Origin of the sequence: Psychrobacter glacincola, assembly GCF_904846215.1 — a bacterium.
Lineage (GTDB): Bacteria > Pseudomonadota > Gammaproteobacteria > Pseudomonadales > Moraxellaceae > Psychrobacter > Psychrobacter glacincola.
In genome coordinates this window covers 107,462-128,984 of the sequence record NZ_CAJGZK010000001.1, presented here as the reverse complement: position 1 = coordinate 128,984, position 21,523 = coordinate 107,462, and the positions used below count along the sequence as shown (strand labels likewise).

Genomic DNA, 21,523 nt, shown 5'->3' with positions numbered 1-21,523 from the left:
GCTCTATTTAATTAGGGCGTGTTGAACATTCATAACTTAATCCAGATAAAGGCACAAGTAATAGCCACTGTATCCTCATAGCTTTGTTTAAGCTTGTCATATCTAGTGGCTATTGCTCGGAATCGTTTTAAGTGAGCGAATGTATTTTCAACTAAGTGGCAAAATTTGTACAAGCCTCATTCCATATGGTTGTTATCCAATTTTGTATTCTGCTTTCTAAGAGTATTATCGAAGCTTCCTGCTCGTTTAATATGTTCTTGCAGTGCATCAGAGTCGTAGCCTTTATCAGCACATAGAATATCTTTATCACTCAGATCAATATTATCAACTGAATCTGGCGCTACCTTAACATCGTGAGTCATACCATCTGATACGATAAAACTGATTGGTTTACCGTGAGCATCCACTGCTAAGTGAATCTTAGTAGCGCTACCTCCCACACTTTTACTAATAGCTTGCGCGGTCTCATTAGTACCACTACTGTGCTGAGGCGCTTTTATATGAGTACCGTCTCTAAATACCCATTCAAGGTCTGAGTCTTTGATTAACAAAGCAAACAGGTGAATCAACTTATTGCTTCGAAACCAAAGCTGATAAGCCTTAGTTCAGTTAGATATACCGGCGTTGAAGTAGATAGCTATATCACCGGAGAAGAAGAATAAATATCAATAAATACGCTCGGCACCGGTTAGTTTGTCGCTAAGAGGTTCTGATTTACCCCATATACTTAAAATAGGAAGTGCAACATGCACCATAACAAAGAAAAGCTAATCGCGTTGCTGGCGAGCAAAGGCTGGAGTCAACGGCTTATCGATGTCACTTTTGAGCTGGTAGGCGGGTTGTAGTGGTCAAATAAAACTATGCAGTCGTATTTTGTTAAACCTGAGAAGCGTTAAAAATCGATTAATTATCGATTTAGCTTTGCAAGACAAGAGCTGTGCTCGAAGTGCTACCCACTCAAGCGTGGCTAATTCAACATCATTAATGCCAGTCCAGCTCTCTTTTAAGTAATAAATTACCTCAGACTTATAGAGTCCATTGACCGTTTCAGCCAAGGCATTGTCGTATGAATCGCCTGTTGTACCAACAGAAGCAATCACGCCAGAATCCTTCATCCTAGAAGTGTAGCGAATAGATAGGTACTGAACCCCTCGATCACTGTGATGAATCACATCCTTAGGATTGTTCCTATCTGTTATCGCTTGATTTAACGCCGCCATCACCATATCGGTGTTCATACGATTAGATACTTTCCAGCCAACGATAGCGCGAGCAAACACATCAATAATAAAAGCGGTATATACCCCCAGCCGCTTGTCGTCTTAATATAGGTAAAGTCCGCCACCCATAGCCGATTGGGTTGACGTGCACTAAAGTTGCGATTAACCAAGTCATTCGCTCGCAGCTGATCATCACGAGACTTAGTGGTAATCTTGCCTTTGCCACGCCAGACCCCTTGCAGCTCATACTGTCTCATTAACCGCTCTACCGTACAACGAGCCACATGAATATTATCCGCTTTCATCTGCTGCCAAACCTTACGCGCACCATAACGGCATTTACTGTCCTGCCAAATACGTTTAATCTCGCTGACATAATAGTCGTCATGCTGACTGCGTAGTGAGTGCTTGTGTGGGTTGTCGCTTAAGTCTTTAGCGCGATAATAGGTTGATGGGGCAATCGGTAGTACTCTACAGATTGGCTCGATTCCATAAAACTGTTTATTGTCGTCGATGAAGCTGATCATCACTTGAGTGGACGGTCGAGCTCCGCCTGGGCGAAAAAAGCCGCAGCCTTCCTGATGATTTCATTGGCTTGTCTGAGCTCTCTGCATTCGCGTTCAAGCTCTTTGATGCGCTCTTTATCACTTTGAGCTTGCACTGAGGCAGGAATGGTTTGATCGATGTGCTTTTTATGCCAGGATCGCAGGGTTTCAGGCGTGCAGCCAATCTTAGGGGCAATGGCTTGGATGGTTGACCAGGTAGAGGGGTAGTCGCTCGACGCTTCAATCAGCATACGAACGGCGCGTTCTTTAATCTCAGGAGTGTAGGTTTGTCTTTTCATTGTCGTATTCTCTCAGAATGTTGAGTCTCCGACAATCCCGGGGCGGTTCAGATGCTGTTTGGTGATCTTGTGGTAGGCAGGACTACAATACTGGCTGCCTCTATCAGAGTACACAATCAATCCTTGGCTGGGTCGTTTATTTTTGATTGCCATATTGAGTGCACTGCAGACTAAATCTGCAGTCATGCGCTTATTAATGGCCTAGCCAATCAGCTCTTTGGTGTATAAGTCTTTAACTCCAGCTAAATATAGCCAACCCTTAGTAGTCCAAATATAAGAGATGTCACTTACCCACGCCTCATTAGGACACTTAGCATCAAACTTTTGATCCAGTACGTTTGGATAGACAAGCTTGTTATGGTCAGAGTCCGTGGTGACTTTAAAACGCTTGTGACGACGGCATTTGATACCGTGTGCTTCTTTGATGCTTCTACCATGTATAGGCTAATGTCATAGCCTTGCTCTGTTAGCTTTGCATGCAGTCGCTCAACACCATAGCGCTCATGAGTTTCACCATTAGCTGCTTTCACCAGTAGCTCGCAATGGTTACGATTTATCTGCTGAGCGCTGATGTCACGACTCAGCCAGTCGTAGTAACTTGAGTGCTTTACGCTTAGCACACGGCACATAGTGGTGGTGTTAAATATCTGCTGATTATCTTTGATAAAGGCGTACCTGATTAACTATGCTTTGCGAAGTACGCCGTAGACTTTTTTAGGATCTCGCGCTCCTCTTCAGCAACTTGTTCTGTGCCGACAAGCTTGCCTTGATTGGCTTTGTTCTGCCAGTTAGATAGCGTTTGCATGGCAATACCAAGCTGCTTTGCAGTCGCTGAAACATTACCCTTATTATCTACTATATTCTTGACGGCTTCGGCTTTAAATTCGTCACTGTAGGTTCTTAATTTCTTGGTCATGATAAACTCCTTATTGGGTCGTTAGTTTACCAAGTTTATCTCTACGGTTTCTTCAGCATAGTTCACTAGCTATAAAGGGGCAGGGCTATTTAATACCCCGAGACCTGGCAATATTGTCTAAAAGCTAAACCATTACATAGCTCCAACTTAAGAATATTTTCAAATTGATTGAAGCCAAACGTAGCTTGATTTAATCGGATAGAAGCTCGAGCACTATTAAGAGAATTATCAAGACTTTGTGTCGTAAGCGAGCCTTGAATAGAATTATCAAATTCAGAAATAACTTTGTAGGATTCATTTGTGAATCTCTCTAAAAGATGAAGATTCCTGTAATGATTTTGAATAACATCAAATAAATATGATGGTATCAAATGATTTGGATTACCTAAGTAAAAACGAACATCAAAAGTATCATTAACATAGTTAATATTTGCAAATAAAAATTGTTCATTTGGTAAATAATGAAGGTAAGGATTTAAAAATTCAAAAACACCATTTGTCATCCATTTTGTCGATTTATAACTATTACATTGAGAACATGTAGGAAAAAGATTTTTCGGATGAACTACAAATTCAGGATAATTCTCTTTAGGCATAATATGGTCTAACGTGTTAATGCTGTTTATAGTGCAATATTGACAAGTATGAACTTCATGATTATTAGGTCGTGAAATAATTTTGTTTTTTAATTTTATAAATGGTTTACTACTGTAATTATACAAATTAAGTAAATCATTTTTTTGATTCGAGGTAAAAGTTATACTTGCTGTGACTCTGTGCAATGTGTTTTGTAAGAAAGCAACATCATACACTTGATATGCCGGCAACATTATTTGAGATAATGCTATAACTCTATCTTTATAAAATGGAGGTATTTCATTTTTCTTCTTTTTCTTTGATGAAACTACTTCATTAAGAAATTCTACACTAGGATCTTGTAATGGATTTAAATTAATCATATTAATTCGATACCATACTATTTAATAGAATAGTAAGATTTAAGCTAAGAGGTACATTGTTCGTTTTAAGTAAATTTATAATTTCGTTATAACGATAACCTTTATTAATTAATATTTGCAATTCATTTTTGAATTGAGAGGTTGTATCTCTGGCACCAAAGATATCATCTGTAATTTTGGTTAAATTCTCTCCAAATGTTTCAATGGAAGGATGTTTGGCACTTAAAATATTATTTTCATTTCTTATAACATAAACATTTTTAGACAGAATACCTTGTACAATGATTGGAGAGTGAGTTGCAATAATACAGTACGATTGGAACTTTTTAACTAATAGGTGAATACTATTAATGAGCTGAGAAATAGCATTCGGATGCAAGTGCGTTTCTGGCTCATCAAATATAATTAATGAATCGTAGCGAATATTCGCTAATATTTCCGTTAAAATAAAAATAAAAATTGACTGACCTGAACTGAAGTTATTGAGAGAATTACTAATTTCAGTAATATTTAATTCGTATTCAAGATTAGATTCATTCCATATTTTCCATTGATCGACTGTATTTTTTGGAAAGAAATTGTCAACAATTTCACACCAACTATCGAACCTTTTACTTTCTTGAACTTTTTGAATGGAGCTAAAAAATCTTTCCTTTAAATCACCTTTAGTAAGCGTATATTTTTCACCGTTTCTTTCTTGTCTTAAACCACAATATATATAATTAATTTTTGATGAGCTTTTTGGGATTTTAAAATCATCAAAAACACTATAAGAGACAGCAATAACTTTGCTGAAAAGTGGTGTTTTAGGAGTGAAAGTATCTAATACGTGACTAGCTAAATCTATCGGTAGTTTTGAAACTAATTGGGTTTTACCGACACCATTCTCACCAATAAGCGCATAAATCCTATTAGGAAGGATAGAGTTATCATTAAAATTAAAAGGTATATTTAAAGTATCAATATCATTTGAGTAATTGGGCTTGTAGAGATATTCAAACGAATAAAGATTACTTAGATCATAACCATCAATAATATAACGTGCTTGACGCATTAACTGCTCTTGACCATCAGACCTGATTAAACTATTTTTGAAATCCGAAGAGTTCTCAAAAGACTCACTTATTTGTGGAAAAAAAGCAACATCATTAAAAGCTTTTAAGATACTTAAATAATCGTTTCCGAAAAAATCCTTGATGCTTTTATAGTAGTCAATTTTCTCTCCCAATGAACAATATTCTTTTTCTAGCTTTGTAAGTTGGTATGACAAGCTCAGTGTTGTACTTTTGGAGTCAATTGATATTATTTTCAACGATCCTAATGTTGTGTGTTGATCTTTATATTGAACTGACAATGTGAATTGATTTTTATTTGAATAATCATCCCATGTTGTTGGATTAAGCAAGATATAAAAAGGGTGATTTTTATTTAGCTTCTCTATTATATTAACATCTTTATCTTTATTAACAAAAATTGGGATATGATTATCAACTATATCTTTGAATTGGTTCTCACTATCCAAAGTATCTAACTCAAATATTGAGATACCATGTTCATTAATGCTTTTTAAGCGATATTCAAGTGAGTGGCTGTTAAATATTGGATTTAGGGTGTAATAGAAAAACTTTACTTCTTCTTCCGTATTATTGACAGTAGGGGATATAACTAGATTAAGAAGTTTGAAAAAATTTTCATCAGAATTGGTGAAATCATACCTATCGAGTAATATTTCTTCCAGTGTCCAATCATTATTATTTACGTAGTGCTGTTGCAAGTCGAGTCTAGCATCTGCAAACCTAGGGTCCGTAGATGGTTTAGTCCGTAAATCTAATATTGAGTCGAAAAAACTTACAGAATCAATTTTATTGAATAGCTTTTCTTCTTGTTGAGCAAGAAGTCTTAAGATTTCTAATTTTATATTTTTAGCGAGCTGTAAACTTTTCATACTTTTCCAAAGTTCTTCAGTTTAATTTCAAAGGATTATTGTTCAATAGTATATTAAATTCAAAAAAATATGCTAGCAATCCACCACCCAATTTTTCAATCATATTTCTTACAAACGAGTGATTACTAGCCAAAAGCTCATCCTGCATATCAATATAATACTCCAGTGTTTCATCATCGTAATCATTTTTTGCTTGATTATATAATTGCTGAATGACTCTCGTGAGATAGTCGGTTCAAAATAAAATTGTTATGTCTAGGGCAAGTATCATAAACTAATTTAGATAAGTCATTTTGCATCCAGCCTTGGCGTAGAAACTTCACTTGTGCCCATTTCTTTTTGATATGCTTCAAGTCTGGGCTGTAGGCGGCAGCCATAGGATACGATAGCCATGTCTGTTCAATAGCTTTTGAATGCATTTATTTTTATGAAACTTAGCATTATCAATGACAATCACGCATTTGGTTTTAAGACTTGGAATTAGCGTGTATTTGCATCATTGGTAGAATATGCTGCTGTTAATGTTGTGCTCAAAGTAATCAAGCGCAAACTGAGCTACGCTGAAGACACCATAGTATCAAACCTATTAAACTAAGCGTAATAGGTAAGGTTTATCATGGACAAAAAATGAAGAACCTAATACAGTACACCACTTAAAGCCGAAGCCATCAATAAAATCAAAATGGCAATATTTCAGCTACCGAAAAGCAGTTCGGAGAGTTATCCTGAATATTACTAATGCGATAGCATATAGTACATGAAATCCGACAAGGTTAGGACGCTTTGAAATCCTATACTATGAGTAGAAAAATGCACTATATAATAGGACATCTAAAAAGTAAGCCCGAAATAAAAGCTAATACTTATCATTTTTTAATGGCGGAACAGTTTAAATAATCCATCGTTTATGCTCTTGATCACTACTTTATGAGACTATTCACTATTCGTTTGGTACGACGGATAGTGTAATAGAGCAATATTGAACAATTTTTCAGAAAAATTAGACAATTGCTTGTTAGGTATGTTTATAAGAATGTTAGCATGTATAGATTATTTTAATAATAAATATGAATTTTATGGAATTTTGAAAAATGCCAATTGTAGACTTAGTATTGAATTATCGATTTTTAATTGGCTATCTGGGTGAAAAGAGTCAATTCGATTGGTGGGGAAGTAATTTTCTCGGTGCATCTAGTCCAGCTTTCCTTATGTATCCATATCCTAGAACAATGCTGTTAGCACAGTATCATGGAGTGTGTGAGGCAGCATTATTGGTACACGATGAATATATCGGTGTAGGTGAAAACTATCATCTATACAGGCTACCAGACTCACTTGAAAGAGAAGTTTCCAAAGCAGTGCAAAATATCGATATGAAAGAAAGACTGCTAAGTAAAGATAGTGCTGTTGAAGCATTGGAACAGCTGGTCTACAGTGAGGTTGAAAAGTCTGAAGGGCCTGTCAATGTAGGTGTATTTAATGATGAGGGTTTAGAGCTTATGCTGAAAGTAGCAGCGAGTCACTATCTTAATGCCTTTAAAAAAGGCTATAAAAGCTTTCCTTATATGAAGGAAGCATAATGAGTTCAGATATTTCTCGAAATCAATTTTATACTACGCAACTGGGAGCCGGCCTAGGCCTCGTTAATGAAACTAAGCTTCTATTGGAGATATACCAACATGGTATGACGGTTTCTGAGTTATATGAAGAGGCACTAAGTTCTGGTTTGTTTCCAATGGTCACGGCACGTCGACTGCGCAATATTATTGCTGAGTGTTTCTCACCCCGATATATTAAAACTAATGTAGCTGTTCATTTAAAAAAACTGGCTCCAGTTTTATCATCACAAGATATTAATCAGCTATTTTTGATACACACTGCACAAGCCAATAAAGTCCTACAGGATTTTATTATAGAAGTATATTGGAACCGTTACTTAGGTGGTCACGATACAATAACTACTGAAGATGCTCGGGATTTTATGGCCCATGCTATAGATGAAGGGAAAACGCAAAAACCATGGGCAGACTCGGTTGTTAAACGTGTATCTTCTTATATTATTGGTTGCTGTGCTGACTATAATCTATTGTCGTCAGGTAGATCGCCTACGCGAACCATTCAACCTATCCGTATTCATTTAAACACTTCTTTATATTTAGCTCACTTTCTACATTTTAACGGTCTAGGTGATAACGCAATCATTAGTCATGAGTCCTGGAAGCTTTTTGGTATGGAGCCTAATGAAGTACGTGATGAGTTAAGAACACTAGCAAAAAATAACTGGTTAATTGTGCAGTCAGCAGGTGATGTGACTCGCATCAGTTGGCAGTTTAAAAAAATGGAGGAGGTAATAGATGTCATCGCTCAATACTGATTTTAATGAGTTAATGGAGCGAGTGAGAGTAGGCCGAGAGTTTGGTCATGCCAGCTTCGAGCCTATCTTTTATTTAATCTTTGATCCACAAAAAATATTAAAAATAAAGCGGCAGCTTCCTGCATGGGCAGCAAAACTCCGAAATGAAGGTTGGGACGTGCATATTTTCTCTATGGCTAAAGCCGTACAAGAAGTCTTTGATGAAATGCCTGCTTTTATTAAGAAAACTTGGGAAAAGCAAGATTCAGCAGCTCTTGAGAATAGAGATTCAGCAGAAAACTTAGGTTTGCAGTGGCAAAAAACCAATAAATCATTAGCAGAAGCACTTACCAAAAAAAACGCATTACAAAATAAGCTTGAAGCTAAGTTATCCGATCTTGAAGGTAAACCGAACTCAATTTTATTAGTGTCAGATATTGAAGCCCTTCATCCTTATCTCCGTATAGGGTCTATGGAAAGCCAACTTCAAGGTAAGTTTCATGTACCTACTATATTTTTTTATCCAGGTATGAGGACAGGTAAAACCCAACTTAAGTTTTTAGGGTTTTATCCGGAAGATGGTAACTACCGTTCAGTACATGTCGGTGGCTGATAATCTGAATTAATTAATGAGATTTACTTAGGGATATATAATGGAAATTAAAAGCTTATTTGATAATAATAAAGATATTTACCGCACTATTGAAAAGGTCATTACTTATGGGGTATCTCAAGAGGAACGTTTAAAAGCTGAGATATCTGAGTATGTTGTCACTGAGAGCATCGAAGAGCAATTTGAAAAACTACTTAGTAAAATGCAAGCAGCTATGGAAGCAGGCGGGCAGAATGAGGTAGGTGTCTGGGTTTCAGGTTTCTATGGTTCAGGGAAGAGCTCTTTTACAAAGTATTTAGGTTTAGCTTTTGACGATAATATTAAGATTGATGGCACTCCTTTTATCCAGCATCTTCAGGATAGATTTAAAAAATCAACCACGAAGGCTTTGCTAGCTTCTGTGTCAAAAAGATTTCCTGCGGCTGTCCTTATGCTTGACTTAGCTAGTGAGCAGCTGGCTGGTGCGACAATGGAAGAGGTATCTACAGTCCTGTACTACAAAGTTCTACAATGGGCAGGTTATTCTCGTAATTTGAAAGTAGCAGCTTTTGAAAGAAAGTTAAAAAAAGAAAAACGTCATGATGAGTTTTTACAAATTTTTAGGGATTACACTGAAGGAGAGGAATGGGATGATTATCGCAATGATGACTTGATTGTTGATAGTGTTATTCCTGAAATAGCACACCAGATGTATCCAACACTATTCAAAACGGCATCATCATTTAACACTGAGGACAGCGAAGTAATCCGTTTTGAAAATGATCGTGTAGAGGAAATGATTGAAATAGCCCGTGAGGCTTCGGGTAAAGAACACATCATTTTTATTATCGATGAAGTAGGTCAGTACGTTGGCTCCCGACAAAACCTCATTCTCAACTTGGACGGCTTGGCCAAAAACTTAAAAAATATTGGTAATGGTAAGGTTTGGGTAATCGGTACCGCACAGCAAACACTCACAGAAGATGACCCAAAAGCTTCGCTTAATTCTCCTGAACTATATAAGTTGAAAGACCGCTTCCCGATACAAATAGATCTCGAAGCTAATGACATCAAAGAGATTTGTTATAGTCGTCTGCTCAGTAAGTCACCAGCAGGTGAAACAACACTAGGGAATCTATTTGATAATCATGGTCAAGCTCTACGTAACCATACAAAGCTTGTAGATGCACGCGCTTACGGCGCTGACTTTGATAAGCAGACTTTTATTAATCTCTATCCATTCTTGCCAGCACATTTTGATATTTTGCTACATCTGTTAGGCTCTTTAGCTAAATCGACGGGGGGTATTGGTTTACGTTCAGCGATTAAAGTCGTCCAAGATATTTTGGTTGAGGGGACTGATGTCACCAAGCCTATTGCAAATCAGCCGGTAGGTTGGTTAGCCAATACGGTTACTTTATTTGACTCTTTGAAAAAAGATATTGAAAAAGGTTATCCAGCACTTTATCAATCAGTTGGTAAAGTTAAAATTCGTTTTTCAGACTCAGAGTTACATCAAGATATTGCTAAGACTGTATGTGTGTTGCAAATTTTAGGTAATTTACCAATTTCATTGCAAAATATAACCAGCCTTATGCATTCAGATATTATGTCGGCATCTAATGCTGATGCAGTGAAAAAAGCAGTTGATGAGCTTATTAACGATGCCATTGTTCCTTTTGGTGAGCAAGAAGGTAATCTATGCTTCTTTAGTGAAAAGCTTAATAACATAGAGCAAGAGCGTGCAACCATACCTTTACGGCCTATCGAGCTAAGTCGTATTCAAAACGAGTGTTTGAAAGAAGCATATTCACCTTTGCCATCAACACAATTAAATGGCTCCTTATCAGTACAAACCGGTCTAAAATCTCAAAATGAGAATGGGGTTCCTGCGTCTTTATTAGGTGAGCGTAATGCAGTACAAACAATAGCTGAATTAGTTGATCCTAAAGACTACGAGGCTACAAAAGCACGCTTAATCAGTGAAAGCCGTGAGAAACTTGCAAAGCACAATATTTTCATTGTCGGTCGCACTACGCCTGAGATGATAGATCTCACTAGAGATATTTATCGATGTCGTGAAATCGCTAGTAAGTATCGTAATGAGCCAGATCAAGAAGTTAAAGAGTATTGTGCAGGCCAGATAGAAATCTCTAAACGTAAGCTTAGTGAACTTGTACGCTTAATTAAGCGTAGCTTATTGCAAGGGTCTTTTGTATTTCGTGGAGAAGTAACGGCTGTTGAAAGTATTAACCAAGATCTTATTGAAGCAGGACGTAAACATTTAGCTATTGTGGCGGCGCAAGTATTTGAACGTTACAGTGAGGCGCCTGTGCGAGTGAATACCAACCTAGCAGAAAAATTCCTTAGTACTAATAGCTTATCAGGTATTACCAGTGATATTGACCCGCTTGGATTAATACAGCGTACTAGTGGTAATGCTACGATTAATACAGATCATAAGGCCATTACAAGTATCCGTGACATGGTCGAACGCCAAGGTTCTATTGAGGGCAAGCGCCTCAGTGATATCTTTACCGACGCTCCTTATGGTTGGTCGCCAGATACTGTGCGTTATCTAATTTCTGCTATGTTGTTGGCAGGAGAAATTAAACTAAAAGTTGCCGGGCGCGAAGTGACTGTTAATGGACAAAAAGCGATTGACGCCTTAAAAACTAATAATACGTTTAAATCTATAGGTGTGTCTTTGCGTGAAGAGCGTCCAAGTATGGAAGTTCTTGCAAATGCGGCTAGTCGCTTGACTGAACTAAGCGGTGATATTGTAGTACCGTTAGAAGATGAAATAAGCAAGGCGGCTATTAAGCTATTTCCTTTATTACAGCGTAAATATGCCCCTTTAACAGAAAAACTGAAAAGCATGGATTTACCAGGATCAGATCGTATTGAAGCGTTAACTAATAATATTACAGAAGTACTCTCTACTGATGGGTCTGATGTATCAGCGCGACTAGGGGGAGAGGATTCAGAATTTTATAATAGTCTGAAATGGTCGGCTGATCTCACACTTGCTCTACAGCAAGGATTAGAGACTGATTTAAGAAAACTACAGCAGCATCGTAATGAGATTAACTCGTTACCAGATAGTGGAACTCCCAGTATATTAAAAATGGACTTAGCAGAAGTGCTCGATAATATGAGTGAGCGCCTCAACCAAGCTGAATTTTTTAAATACAGCGTAGAGTTTGCTAGTTACTTAACCAGTATTAAGAGTCATGTCCGTAATACGGTTGTGATCATGCAAACTGAGCAAGCTGAACGTATTAAAGAAGCTCAACAAGAAGTAACTGCTATAGCGGAATGGCAAGAGTTAACGCAGCAAGAACAACATACTGTATTTTTAGATTTGGAAAACTTGTCTATATCTGTTAGTGAAGACTTGATTGGGCTGCGCAAATTGGTCAATCAGGATTATAGTATTCAGAATCAGCTGCAGGAGATTAAAAGAAATATCAAGCGTACTAGCCAGCAGCGTCTAAAAGCTAAGTTGGATGAAGAACAAGAGGTACAAAAACAAGAGGGAAAGACACTCATTACTCGTAATATACAAGCAAAGGCCTATATCACGAATATGACTGATCTGAATCAACTTATCACAAAGTTAGAACAACTGCGCGGTGAGTTGCGTCATGCTGAAGAGTTTGAGTTGCTTGTTTCACTTGATGGTTCGCATAGTAATCATTCTATTACTGATAAAGGGTAAGGAAAAACAGATGGCATTTGATCAAACTACCCGAAATCGACTACAACGATTTGTTAATAGTGCACGCGAAATTTTAAGTGATGAGTTCACACGTCAGTTGCAAGCAGTTTACGGTATGGACCCAAAACAGGGCACCGTGGCAGATATCAGTTCCTTGACACATTTGAATAATAGTCAGCGCCAAACGGCTCATATATTACGTGAAACTTTAGAGCACTATTTAGCCACTACACCGGGCAAAAGCGATAAAGATAGAGTCAAGCAAGTGTTAAGCCGTATCGTACGAGAGCAAGCATTTACTGTGCTTAATCGCTTGGCTGCTTTGCGTATGGCAGAGGCTCGCGATTTTTTATTGGAATCTGTTGGTAAAGGGCAAAGCTCGAAAGGCTTTCAGCTATATCGTCAATTGGCTGGTACTAGCCACGGCGAGACAGGCGATGCTTATCGTAACTATTTATTTAGTTTGTTCGATGAGTTCAGTATAGATCTGGCGGTATTGTTTGATCGTTATAGTACACAAGGTCGACTGTTTCCTCGAGAGACAGCGTTATTAGAATTACTAGCAGAAATCAACCATAACGAAATTGAAGCGCTTTGGGCTGAGGATGAAACTATTGGTTGGATTTACCAGTTTTGGAATGGTCGTGATGAAATCGATAAAATGCGTTCAGCTTCACGAGCACCTAGAAATAGTAGAGAGATGGCAGTACGTAACCAGTTTTTTACGCCACGTTATGTAGTGGAGTTCTTAACAGATAATACCCTAGGGCGTATCTGGTATGAAATGACTCAAGGTAATACGGCGTTAATTGACAGTTGCAGTTATCTGGTGCGTCGACCTACTGAGGTATTTTTAAAGTCTGCTGAGCAACTACCTGAAACTGATAGCGTTGAAGGCGAGTCTTTAAGTCAGGAAGAGTTACTAAAACAACCCGTTTATATCCCGTACCGCAAGCTTAAAGACCCACGTAGCATCCGTATGCTTGACCCAGCCTGTGGTTCTATGCATTTTGGACTATATGCGTTTGATTTATATGAACAGATTTATTTGGAAGCTTGGCAATTAGAGCAAGAGCTGGGACCAGATGCCTTTCAGCGTGAGGCCAATCAACACGCTCTACAAACTAGCTTTGCCAATATAGATGAGTTTAAAGCGCAAATCCCTAAGCTCATTATTGAAAATAACATTCATGGTGTTGATATTGACCCTCGAGCAGTGCAGATAGCAGGTCTAAGCCTATGGCAACGTGCTCAGCGTGCCTGGCAGCAGCAAGGTGTGAAGCCGCAGCAGCGCCCAGTGATTGTGAAGTCAAATATCGTATGTGCTGAACCGATGCCTGGTGATAAAGACTTATTAAAAGAGTTCACCGGAAAGCTTCATCCGCCTGCATTAGGTCAGTTGGTAGAAGTTATCTTCGATAAGATGGAGCTAGCAGGCGAGGCTGGTACGCTATTAAAAATTGAAGAAGAAATTCAAACTGCTATAGATAATGCACGTGCTCAATGGGAAACTAAAAAAGGCAGTGATAGCATCAGTGATTTGTTTCAGGATGAGCTAGAGGCTGCTACACCGCAGCAAGAGTTAGGGTTTGACCTATATGGTATAGATAATGAGACATTTTGGGATGATGCTGAACAGCTAATCTTAAAGGCATTAAATGATTATGCTGATCGAGCAGAATTTGATACCGATCAAAAAAGACTGTTTGCTGAAGATGCTGCTAAGGGGTTTGCATTCATTGATCTCTGCCGTAAGCGGTTTGATGTGGTGTTAATGAATCCACCATTTGGCGAAGCCTCATCAAACTCTAAGAAGTATATTGAACATAACTATCCACATACTAAAAGTAATATTTTAGCTAGTTTTGTTGAGCGTGGGATTTGTATTGGAAGCCCACAAAGTCGAGTTGGAGCAATTACTAGTCGAACATGCTTATATTTGCCAACAATGAGTGGGCTAAGAGAAAAAGTGCTTGGCCATACTAATGAAATTGCACTGTGTGCAGACTTGGGGGATGGAGTGCTTGACGCAATGGTTGAAACATCAGCCTATGTTATCGCTCCTACTCAGTCCACTTCATTATTTTATCGTTTAGTAACTGATTCGAATAAACAGGAGTTATTAAAAGAGTGCTGTAATATCAATAAAAGCAATAAAAAGGTTTTTATTAGTAATGCTCAAAACTTTCGTAAGCTAACAGATTCTCCATATTGTTACTGGGTTGACCATAAAGTAATAGATAAAATCAATCTATCTACTTTGGAGGAGGCTGGTGCCACAATAAAAGTAGGCTTACAAACAGGTGATGACTTTCGTTTCTTACGAAATTATTGGGAAGTAAGTCCTGAGTTAGTAGCAGATTCTTGGGTTTTTTATTCCAAAACAGAAAAAGCAATACCATGGCATTCACCAATTAATCTTATTGTAAATTGGTCTAGTTCAGGTTATGAAGTTAAGAATTTTTATGATTCCAAAGGCAAGCTAAGATCTAGGCCCCAGAATATCGATGCATATTTTAAACCTGGGTTTAGCTATATGAACCGGTCTTCACGTATTGTGCCATATTTAGTACCTAAAGGTTGTATACCTTCAGCTGGAAGGTCTCAAGCGTTTCCATACGAGGGAAGAGAGATTGATGCACTTGCAATCTGCGCATCGAATGTTGGTAGTGCAGTTGCCCGCTTCCGTGGAGAAAATTTTGGAAGGCCTAAATTTCAAGTAGGTATGATTCAACAGCTTCCTTTTATACAACTCAGTAGTGAGCTTAACAATAATTTAAACAATACAATTACTAGTGCTATAAATTCAGCGAAAGACTATTATGCCACCGATGAAACAACATTAGATTTCATTGGTAGCCCTGACTTAACTATAAAATATCAGCCAAAAACTAATTTTAGCACTTTGCTGGGTCATGAAAACGAGTTGTCTTTAGCGCATTGCTATGGGCTAACAGCAGAAGAGTATGAAGAACTACAATTAGATCTTCAGCAAGCAGTCTCTTTAAGAAAAGTCCATGAGGAAACAGAAGAAGCTGAGCTTGGGGTACAAGCCGCTACAAACCATTTGTCCTGGTTGGTTGGCCGCGCTTTTGGTCGTTGGCAAGAGCAAGTGCAGTCAGTAAGAACTAATGATATTTACGCAGAACTACCAAAGCAACCACCTGCATTCAATTTTGAAAACCCGCAGAATAAACTTGGGCGGACTGGTATTGCTGATCTTGATTCATTAATTCAAGCACTTGATGTAATAGCGAATCCTGACCTATCGGAGAAATGCTTGGCTTTATTGGGTGCTTCGGATTGGAAAGCTTATTTGGGCAAGTCTTCAAAGTTTTTTTCTACTCACTACGATCAGTATTCGCAAAATAGGCGCTATACGCCTATTTATTGGCCACTTCAAACAATATCAGGCTCTTACACACTTTGGATTTATTACCATCGTCTAAATGAGCAAACTCTTTATACCTGTATCAACGATTTTGTCGAGCCCAAACTAGCTATCGTCACAGCAGATTTAAATACCTTGCGAAATAAATCTGCTCGTAGTACTGAGGAAGAAAAAGAACTGGCTCAGTTAACTGACTTAGAAGCTGAACTCAAAGACTTCCGTGATGAGTTACTGCGCTTGGCTAAGTTCTGGAAGCCAAACTTAAATGATGGTGTGCAAATTACTGCCGCACCGCTATGGAAGTTATTCCAACATAAAGCTTGGCAGAAAAAGTTAAAAGGAACCTGGGAAAAACTTGAAGATGGTGAATACGACTGGGCGCATTTAGCGGGGAGCATTTGGCCCGAACGTGTATTGCGTAAATGTCATCAAGACCGCAGCCTAGCGATCGCACATGACGTTGAGGATATCTTTTGGCATGAAGTTGAAATACCTATAATGCGTGGTAAGAAGCCTACTGGTGATACAAAGACTGAATGGCAGCCAAAAAATCTTACCGATACTGAACTAACAGCTTTGATAAAGCAAACTGTTATAGGTAGTAAGTAGTGAACTACAATGGAGAAATGCAACGTATGACTATTCAGCAATTCATACAAGAACAAATATTCATACCACGCCTGAACCATAGTGAAGTGTTAGTAGTATATGATCCAGATCAGCGCTATCGCGATATCTGCTCTAGTATGGCTAATGAAAAACGCGTGGTTGTAGATGCTACTGAAACGAGTATAAAAAGTCGTGCAGATGCAATTATGGCTTTAGGTCTGTTAGGTCGTAAAGAGATAGAACAACTGCTTGTCTATGTGCCATCTTCAAAACCGATAGAGGATGAAGAAAAGCAAATAGATCCCTTTTCGCTTTATGCTGAGTGCGGTGCTGTATTTCCCGATGGGGATAGTGATAGTTATATGGATTTATGCTTGCAAGCTAAGCCTGACCATACTACTGATATACGTAAAGCTTTTGCTCTTGATTCAAATCCAAGCTTTGCCATTATAAATAACATTGGTGATGGGCAGAGCTGGCCTAATTTGCAGGCACAACTCGGGGTAGAATCTACCAAAGGCATTATTTTTGCCTTACTAGCACCTAGTGCCATACAGCAAGCTGCATTAAAAGAAACCAATGCTTGGGTAGGTGAGGCTAAAGAGCTATTTAAGGATAGTATCGGTCTGTCTTTAAAGAGTCGGGCTGAGAGTTGGTCTGCTATCGCTGATGAGTTATGGCGATTTATGTTGTTTAGCGAGTTTGCCTTTGACTTACCGGAGTCGCTACCTTCGGATTTGCTAGATGTGCCGCGAGCAGGCGATAGTGCTCAACCGTTAGTTGAAGATATTTGTGAACGTTTACGTAGTGATAGGCGCACACAGGATATATATATAGAGCAAGCTGAAGCTATTGAAAATGATTTAAATCTTAAAGACAGCTGTAGCCATATGGTTGACTTAGGTGAAAGAGATACCTTCCCGTTCGAAGAGCGGACTTTTCTATTACAGGCAATAGATTCTTTAAATCATAATGACACTGATAAAGTACGGTTGATTTTATCACGTCATGCACAGTCTGTATGGACAGGTAAAGGCGAAAGCCAAATACAGTGGGATTTGCTACGTTCCGCTTTAGCTCTAGTGGAAGCCTGCCAGGACAACGAGCGACTAATAATTGAACATAAGAATAGCATGGAAATGCTAATAGACTTTTATGTGAGCCAGCTACATGAGGTAGATCGCTCACATCGTGAGTTTGAGCAGGCGGTTAGCGATTATGATTGGCAAGATACTCAAGGCTTAATGAAGCCATTACAACAGCAAGTCCGTAAGCAATACGGCAGGCTGATGGAAAAAGTACAGATTATATTTACCAGTCATCTGGAGCAGAGCGGGTGGCCGCTGGCGAGTAAACGTGCTAATACGGAAGTTTTCGATCAGATGGTTGCTCCTAAGCTGATGCAAAGCGGCAATAAAGTTGCTTACTTTATGGTTGACGCTTTGCGTTATGAGCTAGGTGTGGCTTTAGCGCAACAGCTTGCTGAAGATGGGAAGGTAGAGCTTATAACTGCTCTGGCTCAACTACCTAGTATCACCTTAGTCGGTATGGCAAGTTTACTCCCAGGAGCTAGTACTGATTTCCGTTTGGTTAAAACTGAGAATGGTTTTGTACCCTATATTCAGGAGCAGGAAGTTAAAACAGTTGTACAGCGTATGAATCTAGTTAAGAAGCGTTATGGACATCGCTTCCAAGAGGGAAGGCTTGAAGAGTTTGTACGTGGTCGCTTTGAGATTGAGGATGATATTGAGCTACTTATATTACGCTCAGTAGAGATAGATAGTCATTTTGAAAACCATCCCGACACTGCACCTACCGAAATTATTAACGCATTAAAGCGTATTCGTGTGGCTGTTCATAAACTAAAAGATGCTGGGTTTAATGAAGTTGTGATAGCCACTGATCACGGTTTCTTTATGAATACGCATGCGGCAGCGGGAGATACTTGTAGCAAACTGCAAGGCAATTGGAATAACGTGCATGAGCGCTGCCTATTAGGAGAGGGAGATGTTGATAATAATCATTATAAACTTTCTTGTGAAAAAGCAGGTATCAAGGGTGATTTTTCTACAGTAGCGGGTCCATTGTCTTTAGCTTCTTATAAGTCAGGTATGCTCTATTATCATGGAGGAGCATCGCTACAAGAGTGTGTTGTGCCTGTGATTACTCTTCAGTTATCAGCTATAGAGCAAACACCGGTTGCGCAGGCAAGTGTTGTATTGAACTACAAAAATGGTGCTAAGCGCATTACTACACGCTTGCCTGTAATTGAGATATCACTTGAAAGCCAGGATATGTTCTCTATGGATAGCGATTTTGAAATACTCATAGAAGCTCACAATAAGGCTGGCGAAGTCGTAGGTGAAGCCAAGCATGGCGGTGCGGTCAATCCTGCAACTGGAACCATTCACCTAAAACCTGGCGATAAAAATCAAATTACAATAAAAATGCAGCTTGATTTTGAAGGTAAGTTCACAGTGAAAGCACTGAATCCATCTACGATGGCAATTTTCTGCCAAATCAATTTAGAAACAGATTATACGGTGTAATGTATGGACGCTTTAGATATACAGTTGAACAGATTGTTTGATGGAAAAGTGGTCAGAAAAGATTTAGTACATAGAATAAAAAAGGGGACTAACGTTCCTACTTTTGTTCTTGAGTTTTTGCTGGCACGTTACTGTGCTAGTGATGATGAAGCTGAAATCCAAGCAGGTATGGAAGCGGTTTTAGAGACACTGAATGATAACTATGTGCGTCCTAATGAATCGAATATGGCACAGTCTAAAGTAGCGACCAAAGGTAAATACCGATTTATTGACAAAGTACATGTAAATTACAGTGAAAAAGATCGTAGACACTGGGCAGCCTTAGAGAACTTTGATTCCAGGAAAGTAGCTATTAGCGATAAGTTCTATCGTGATCATGATCGATTATTACAGGGTGGGCTATGGGCTGAAGTTACTATTGCCTATAACGAAATAGAAGAAGACGATTATACTTTTTATATTGAGGATCTTCGGCCTATACAGCTTAGTCGGTTTAATTTTGAGCATTACTGTGAAGGCCGGCAGGAGTGTAGTCGCGATGAATGGATGAGTTTCATTTTACGAACTGTTGGGTTAGAGCCAGATAAGCTGAGCCAGCGCGTAAAAATGCATTTCATTGCACGTTTGCTTCCTTTGGTTGAACCTAACTTTAATTTCATTGAACTTGGCCCACGTGGCACTGGTAAATCTTACTTCTTTAGTGAGTTTTCTCCTTACTCAACATTGATTAGTGGCGGTCAAGCTACCAAGGCAACACTATTTTACAATAACCAGCGCAAAAAAATTGGTCTGGTTGGTTTTTGGGATACGGTGGCGTTTGATGAAGTCGGTGGTATCAAAGTTAAAGACCAAGACACTATTCAGATCATGAAAGACTTCATGGCGAATGGAAGGTTCTCACGAGGAGTTGAAGTAATTGCTGATGCCTCTATGGCATTCGTTGGTAATCTGGATTTGTCTATCGAGCAAATTGTAAACTCGGAAGTTTATGACTTATTTCAGCCTTTGCCTAAAGAATTTGATTTAGCGGTAATGGACAGATTTGCATTTTATTTACCGGGCTGGGAAATGCCTAAGAATAGTAGTGAGTTCTTAACCAGTAGCTACGGTTTTATTACTGATTACTTAGCTGAAGCCTTTCACTATCAGCTGAAGCAAACCAACCGCTATGAAGAGGTGAGTAGACGTATCAAGCTGGGTAGTGCGGTCGAAGGCCGCGATGAGAAAGGTATTAAAAAGACTGTTGCTGCGTTTCTAAAAATCTTACACCCTAGTGCTCCGCCAACCGATGAAGAGTTTGAAGAGTATGTAAGCTATGCTATAGAAGCACGTCGTCGCGTAAAAGAGCAAATGAATAAGCGGAAATCAGATGATGAGTTTGCGAAGATAAATTTATCTTATTTTGATTCGACGGGTAAAGAGGTCATAGTCTATTGTCCTGAATCAAAAGATGCGCATGCTACTCAGAATCCTCAACGAAAGAACATCCATGCAGATAATGAAATTAATAGCTCTTCATCCACTTTACCTACTCATAAAGCTGAGCACGTTAGCTCTGAATTAGCTGATGAACCTTATATTAGAGAAACTCTTGTCAAAGAATTGACTGAGCAGTATTTTACAATTCACTACGGAGCCATAGGTTATAGCTACGAGACAATTTTTAGCCCTTATTTACAAGGTGCGAAATCAATTGAAGTCAAAGATCCTTATATTCGCGAGAATCATCAAATACAAAACTTTGTACGTTTCTGTGAAGCTGTAATCAGCATACCAAGCATTAAGAAAATAAAATTGATTACTACTTATGGTGAAAGTACTGATGTTAAAGAAATGTCAGATAGATTGAATGAGCTTCAGCAGAGTTTAATTGAGATGGATATTGAGCTTGAGCTACAGATCAATGAGAAAATGTTACATGAGAATGAAATTATTATAGATAATGGATGGGTTGTTAAGATTGATAGAGGGTTAGATTTTTATCAAAAACCTGACAGCCTATTTGGTATCGGTAGCAATAATTTACTATTACGAAAATGTGTAGAGACTAGAGTAGATATATTTAAAAAGTAAATTAAATGAAGAGAAGTTAGCGAGCCCATCCCGAATTCTGTGTAACTGCCCTTTAGATATAAGTAATATATTATTGGACTCTTCTCGAACTGTGGATGCCTTGCTAGGATAGGTAACACTCTCAATCATAACGGGTTTAGTCTATTAATAGACTACGAGAAAATCTATTTCCGAGAGCATATGATTTCATGATATTTAGTTCGAACCTCGGACTAAATATTGTATCTCAATATCCAGCGCATCACATGTCTCATACGCATTCTTCAACTTAATATTTTTTCGCCACGCTTTATATTCCCATGTAGCTTCGATCAATACTTGCCATCTCTGAAAGTCTTTCTTAAGGTATTC

At 38.5% G+C, this 21,523-nt stretch carries 10 protein-coding genes, 3 pseudogenes and 1 other annotated feature; of the genes and pseudogenes, 7 read left to right on the top strand and 6 right to left on the bottom strand.

Features of this window, described 5'->3' with window-relative positions:
• Positions 1-29: 29 nt before the first annotated feature.
• From JMW90_RS00480 to JMW90_RS14010, 6 genes and pseudogenes are all read right to left on the bottom strand, one after another.
• Positions 30-602, bottom strand: a pseudogene (locus tag JMW90_RS00480) (IS5 family transposase); the annotation flags it as partial.
• A gap of 348 nt (positions 603-950) precedes the next feature.
• A pseudogene (locus JMW90_RS13700) lies at positions 951-2,064 on the bottom strand (IS3 family transposase); the annotation flags it as partial.
• Positions 1,673-1,789 (bottom strand) — a sequence feature (AL1L pseudoknot). It overlaps the preceding pseudogene by 117 nt.
• Positions 2,065-2,115: 51 nt before the next feature.
• A pseudogene (locus JMW90_RS00460) lies at positions 2,116-2,980 on the bottom strand (IS3 family transposase); the annotation flags it as partial.
• 89 nt (positions 2,981-3,069) lie between these two features.
• Positions 3,070-3,939 (bottom strand): HNH endonuclease, encoded by an 870-nt coding sequence (locus JMW90_RS00455; protein WP_201561166.1) that lies wholly within the window; start codon positions 3,937-3,939, stop codon positions 3,070-3,072.
• 1 nt (position 3,940) lies between these two features.
• On the bottom strand, positions 3,941-5,884 hold the full coding sequence (locus JMW90_RS00450) for an AbiJ-related protein (protein WP_201561165.1): 1,944 nt from the start codon (positions 5,882-5,884) through the stop codon (positions 3,941-3,943).
• 349 nt (positions 5,885-6,233) lie between these two features.
• On the bottom strand, positions 6,234-6,341 hold the full coding sequence (locus JMW90_RS14010) for a transposase (protein ID WP_201561164.1): 108 nt from the start codon (positions 6,339-6,341) through the stop codon (positions 6,234-6,236).
• A 634-nt stretch (positions 6,342-6,975) separates the two neighbouring features.
• On the opposite strand from JMW90_RS14010, the gene JMW90_RS00440 reads away from it, so the two are divergent.
• From JMW90_RS00440 to brxL, 7 genes are read left to right on the top strand one after another with little or no spacing between them, the layout of a single operon-like run.
• Positions 6,976-7,464 (top strand): BrxE family protein, encoded by a 489-nt coding sequence (locus JMW90_RS00440; protein WP_201561163.1) that lies wholly within the window; start codon positions 6,976-6,978, stop codon positions 7,462-7,464.
• Entirely contained in the window at positions 7,464-8,258 is a 795-nt protein-coding gene (locus JMW90_RS00435) for a BrxA family protein (protein ID WP_201561162.1), read from the top strand. The genes JMW90_RS00440 and JMW90_RS00435 overlap by 1 nt, the downstream gene beginning before the upstream one ends.
• Positions 8,239-8,850, top strand: coding sequence for a BREX protein BrxB domain-containing protein (locus JMW90_RS00430; RefSeq protein ID WP_201561161.1), 612 nt, complete (start codon positions 8,239-8,241; stop codon positions 8,848-8,850). Before JMW90_RS00435 ends, JMW90_RS00430 begins: the two co-directional genes overlap by 20 nt.
• Before the next feature lie 40 nt (positions 8,851-8,890).
• A complete protein-coding gene (gene brxC, locus JMW90_RS00425; RefSeq protein WP_201561160.1) occupies positions 8,891-12,550 on the top strand; it encodes a BREX system P-loop protein BrxC in 3,660 nt (1,219 codons plus the stop codon).
• Between the two features lie 10 nt (positions 12,551-12,560).
• Positions 12,561-16,550 (top strand): BREX-1 system adenine-specific DNA-methyltransferase PglX, encoded by a 3,990-nt coding sequence (gene pglX, locus JMW90_RS00420; protein ID WP_201561159.1) that lies wholly within the window; start codon positions 12,561-12,563, stop codon positions 16,548-16,550.
• A 26-nt stretch (positions 16,551-16,576) separates the two neighbouring features.
• Positions 16,577-19,099: a PglZ domain-containing protein gene (locus JMW90_RS00415; RefSeq protein WP_201561158.1), complete on the top strand. Its 2,523-nt coding sequence runs from the start codon at positions 16,577-16,579 to the stop codon at positions 19,097-19,099.
• A 3-nt stretch (positions 19,100-19,102) separates the two neighbouring features.
• Positions 19,103-21,172 carry a BREX system Lon protease-like protein BrxL gene (gene brxL, locus JMW90_RS00410; protein ID WP_201561157.1) on the top strand — a complete coding sequence of 690 codons (2,070 nt, stop codon included), beginning with the start codon at positions 19,103-19,105 and terminating at the stop codon, positions 21,170-21,172.
• The last annotated feature ends 351 nt before the right edge of the window (positions 21,173-21,523 follow it).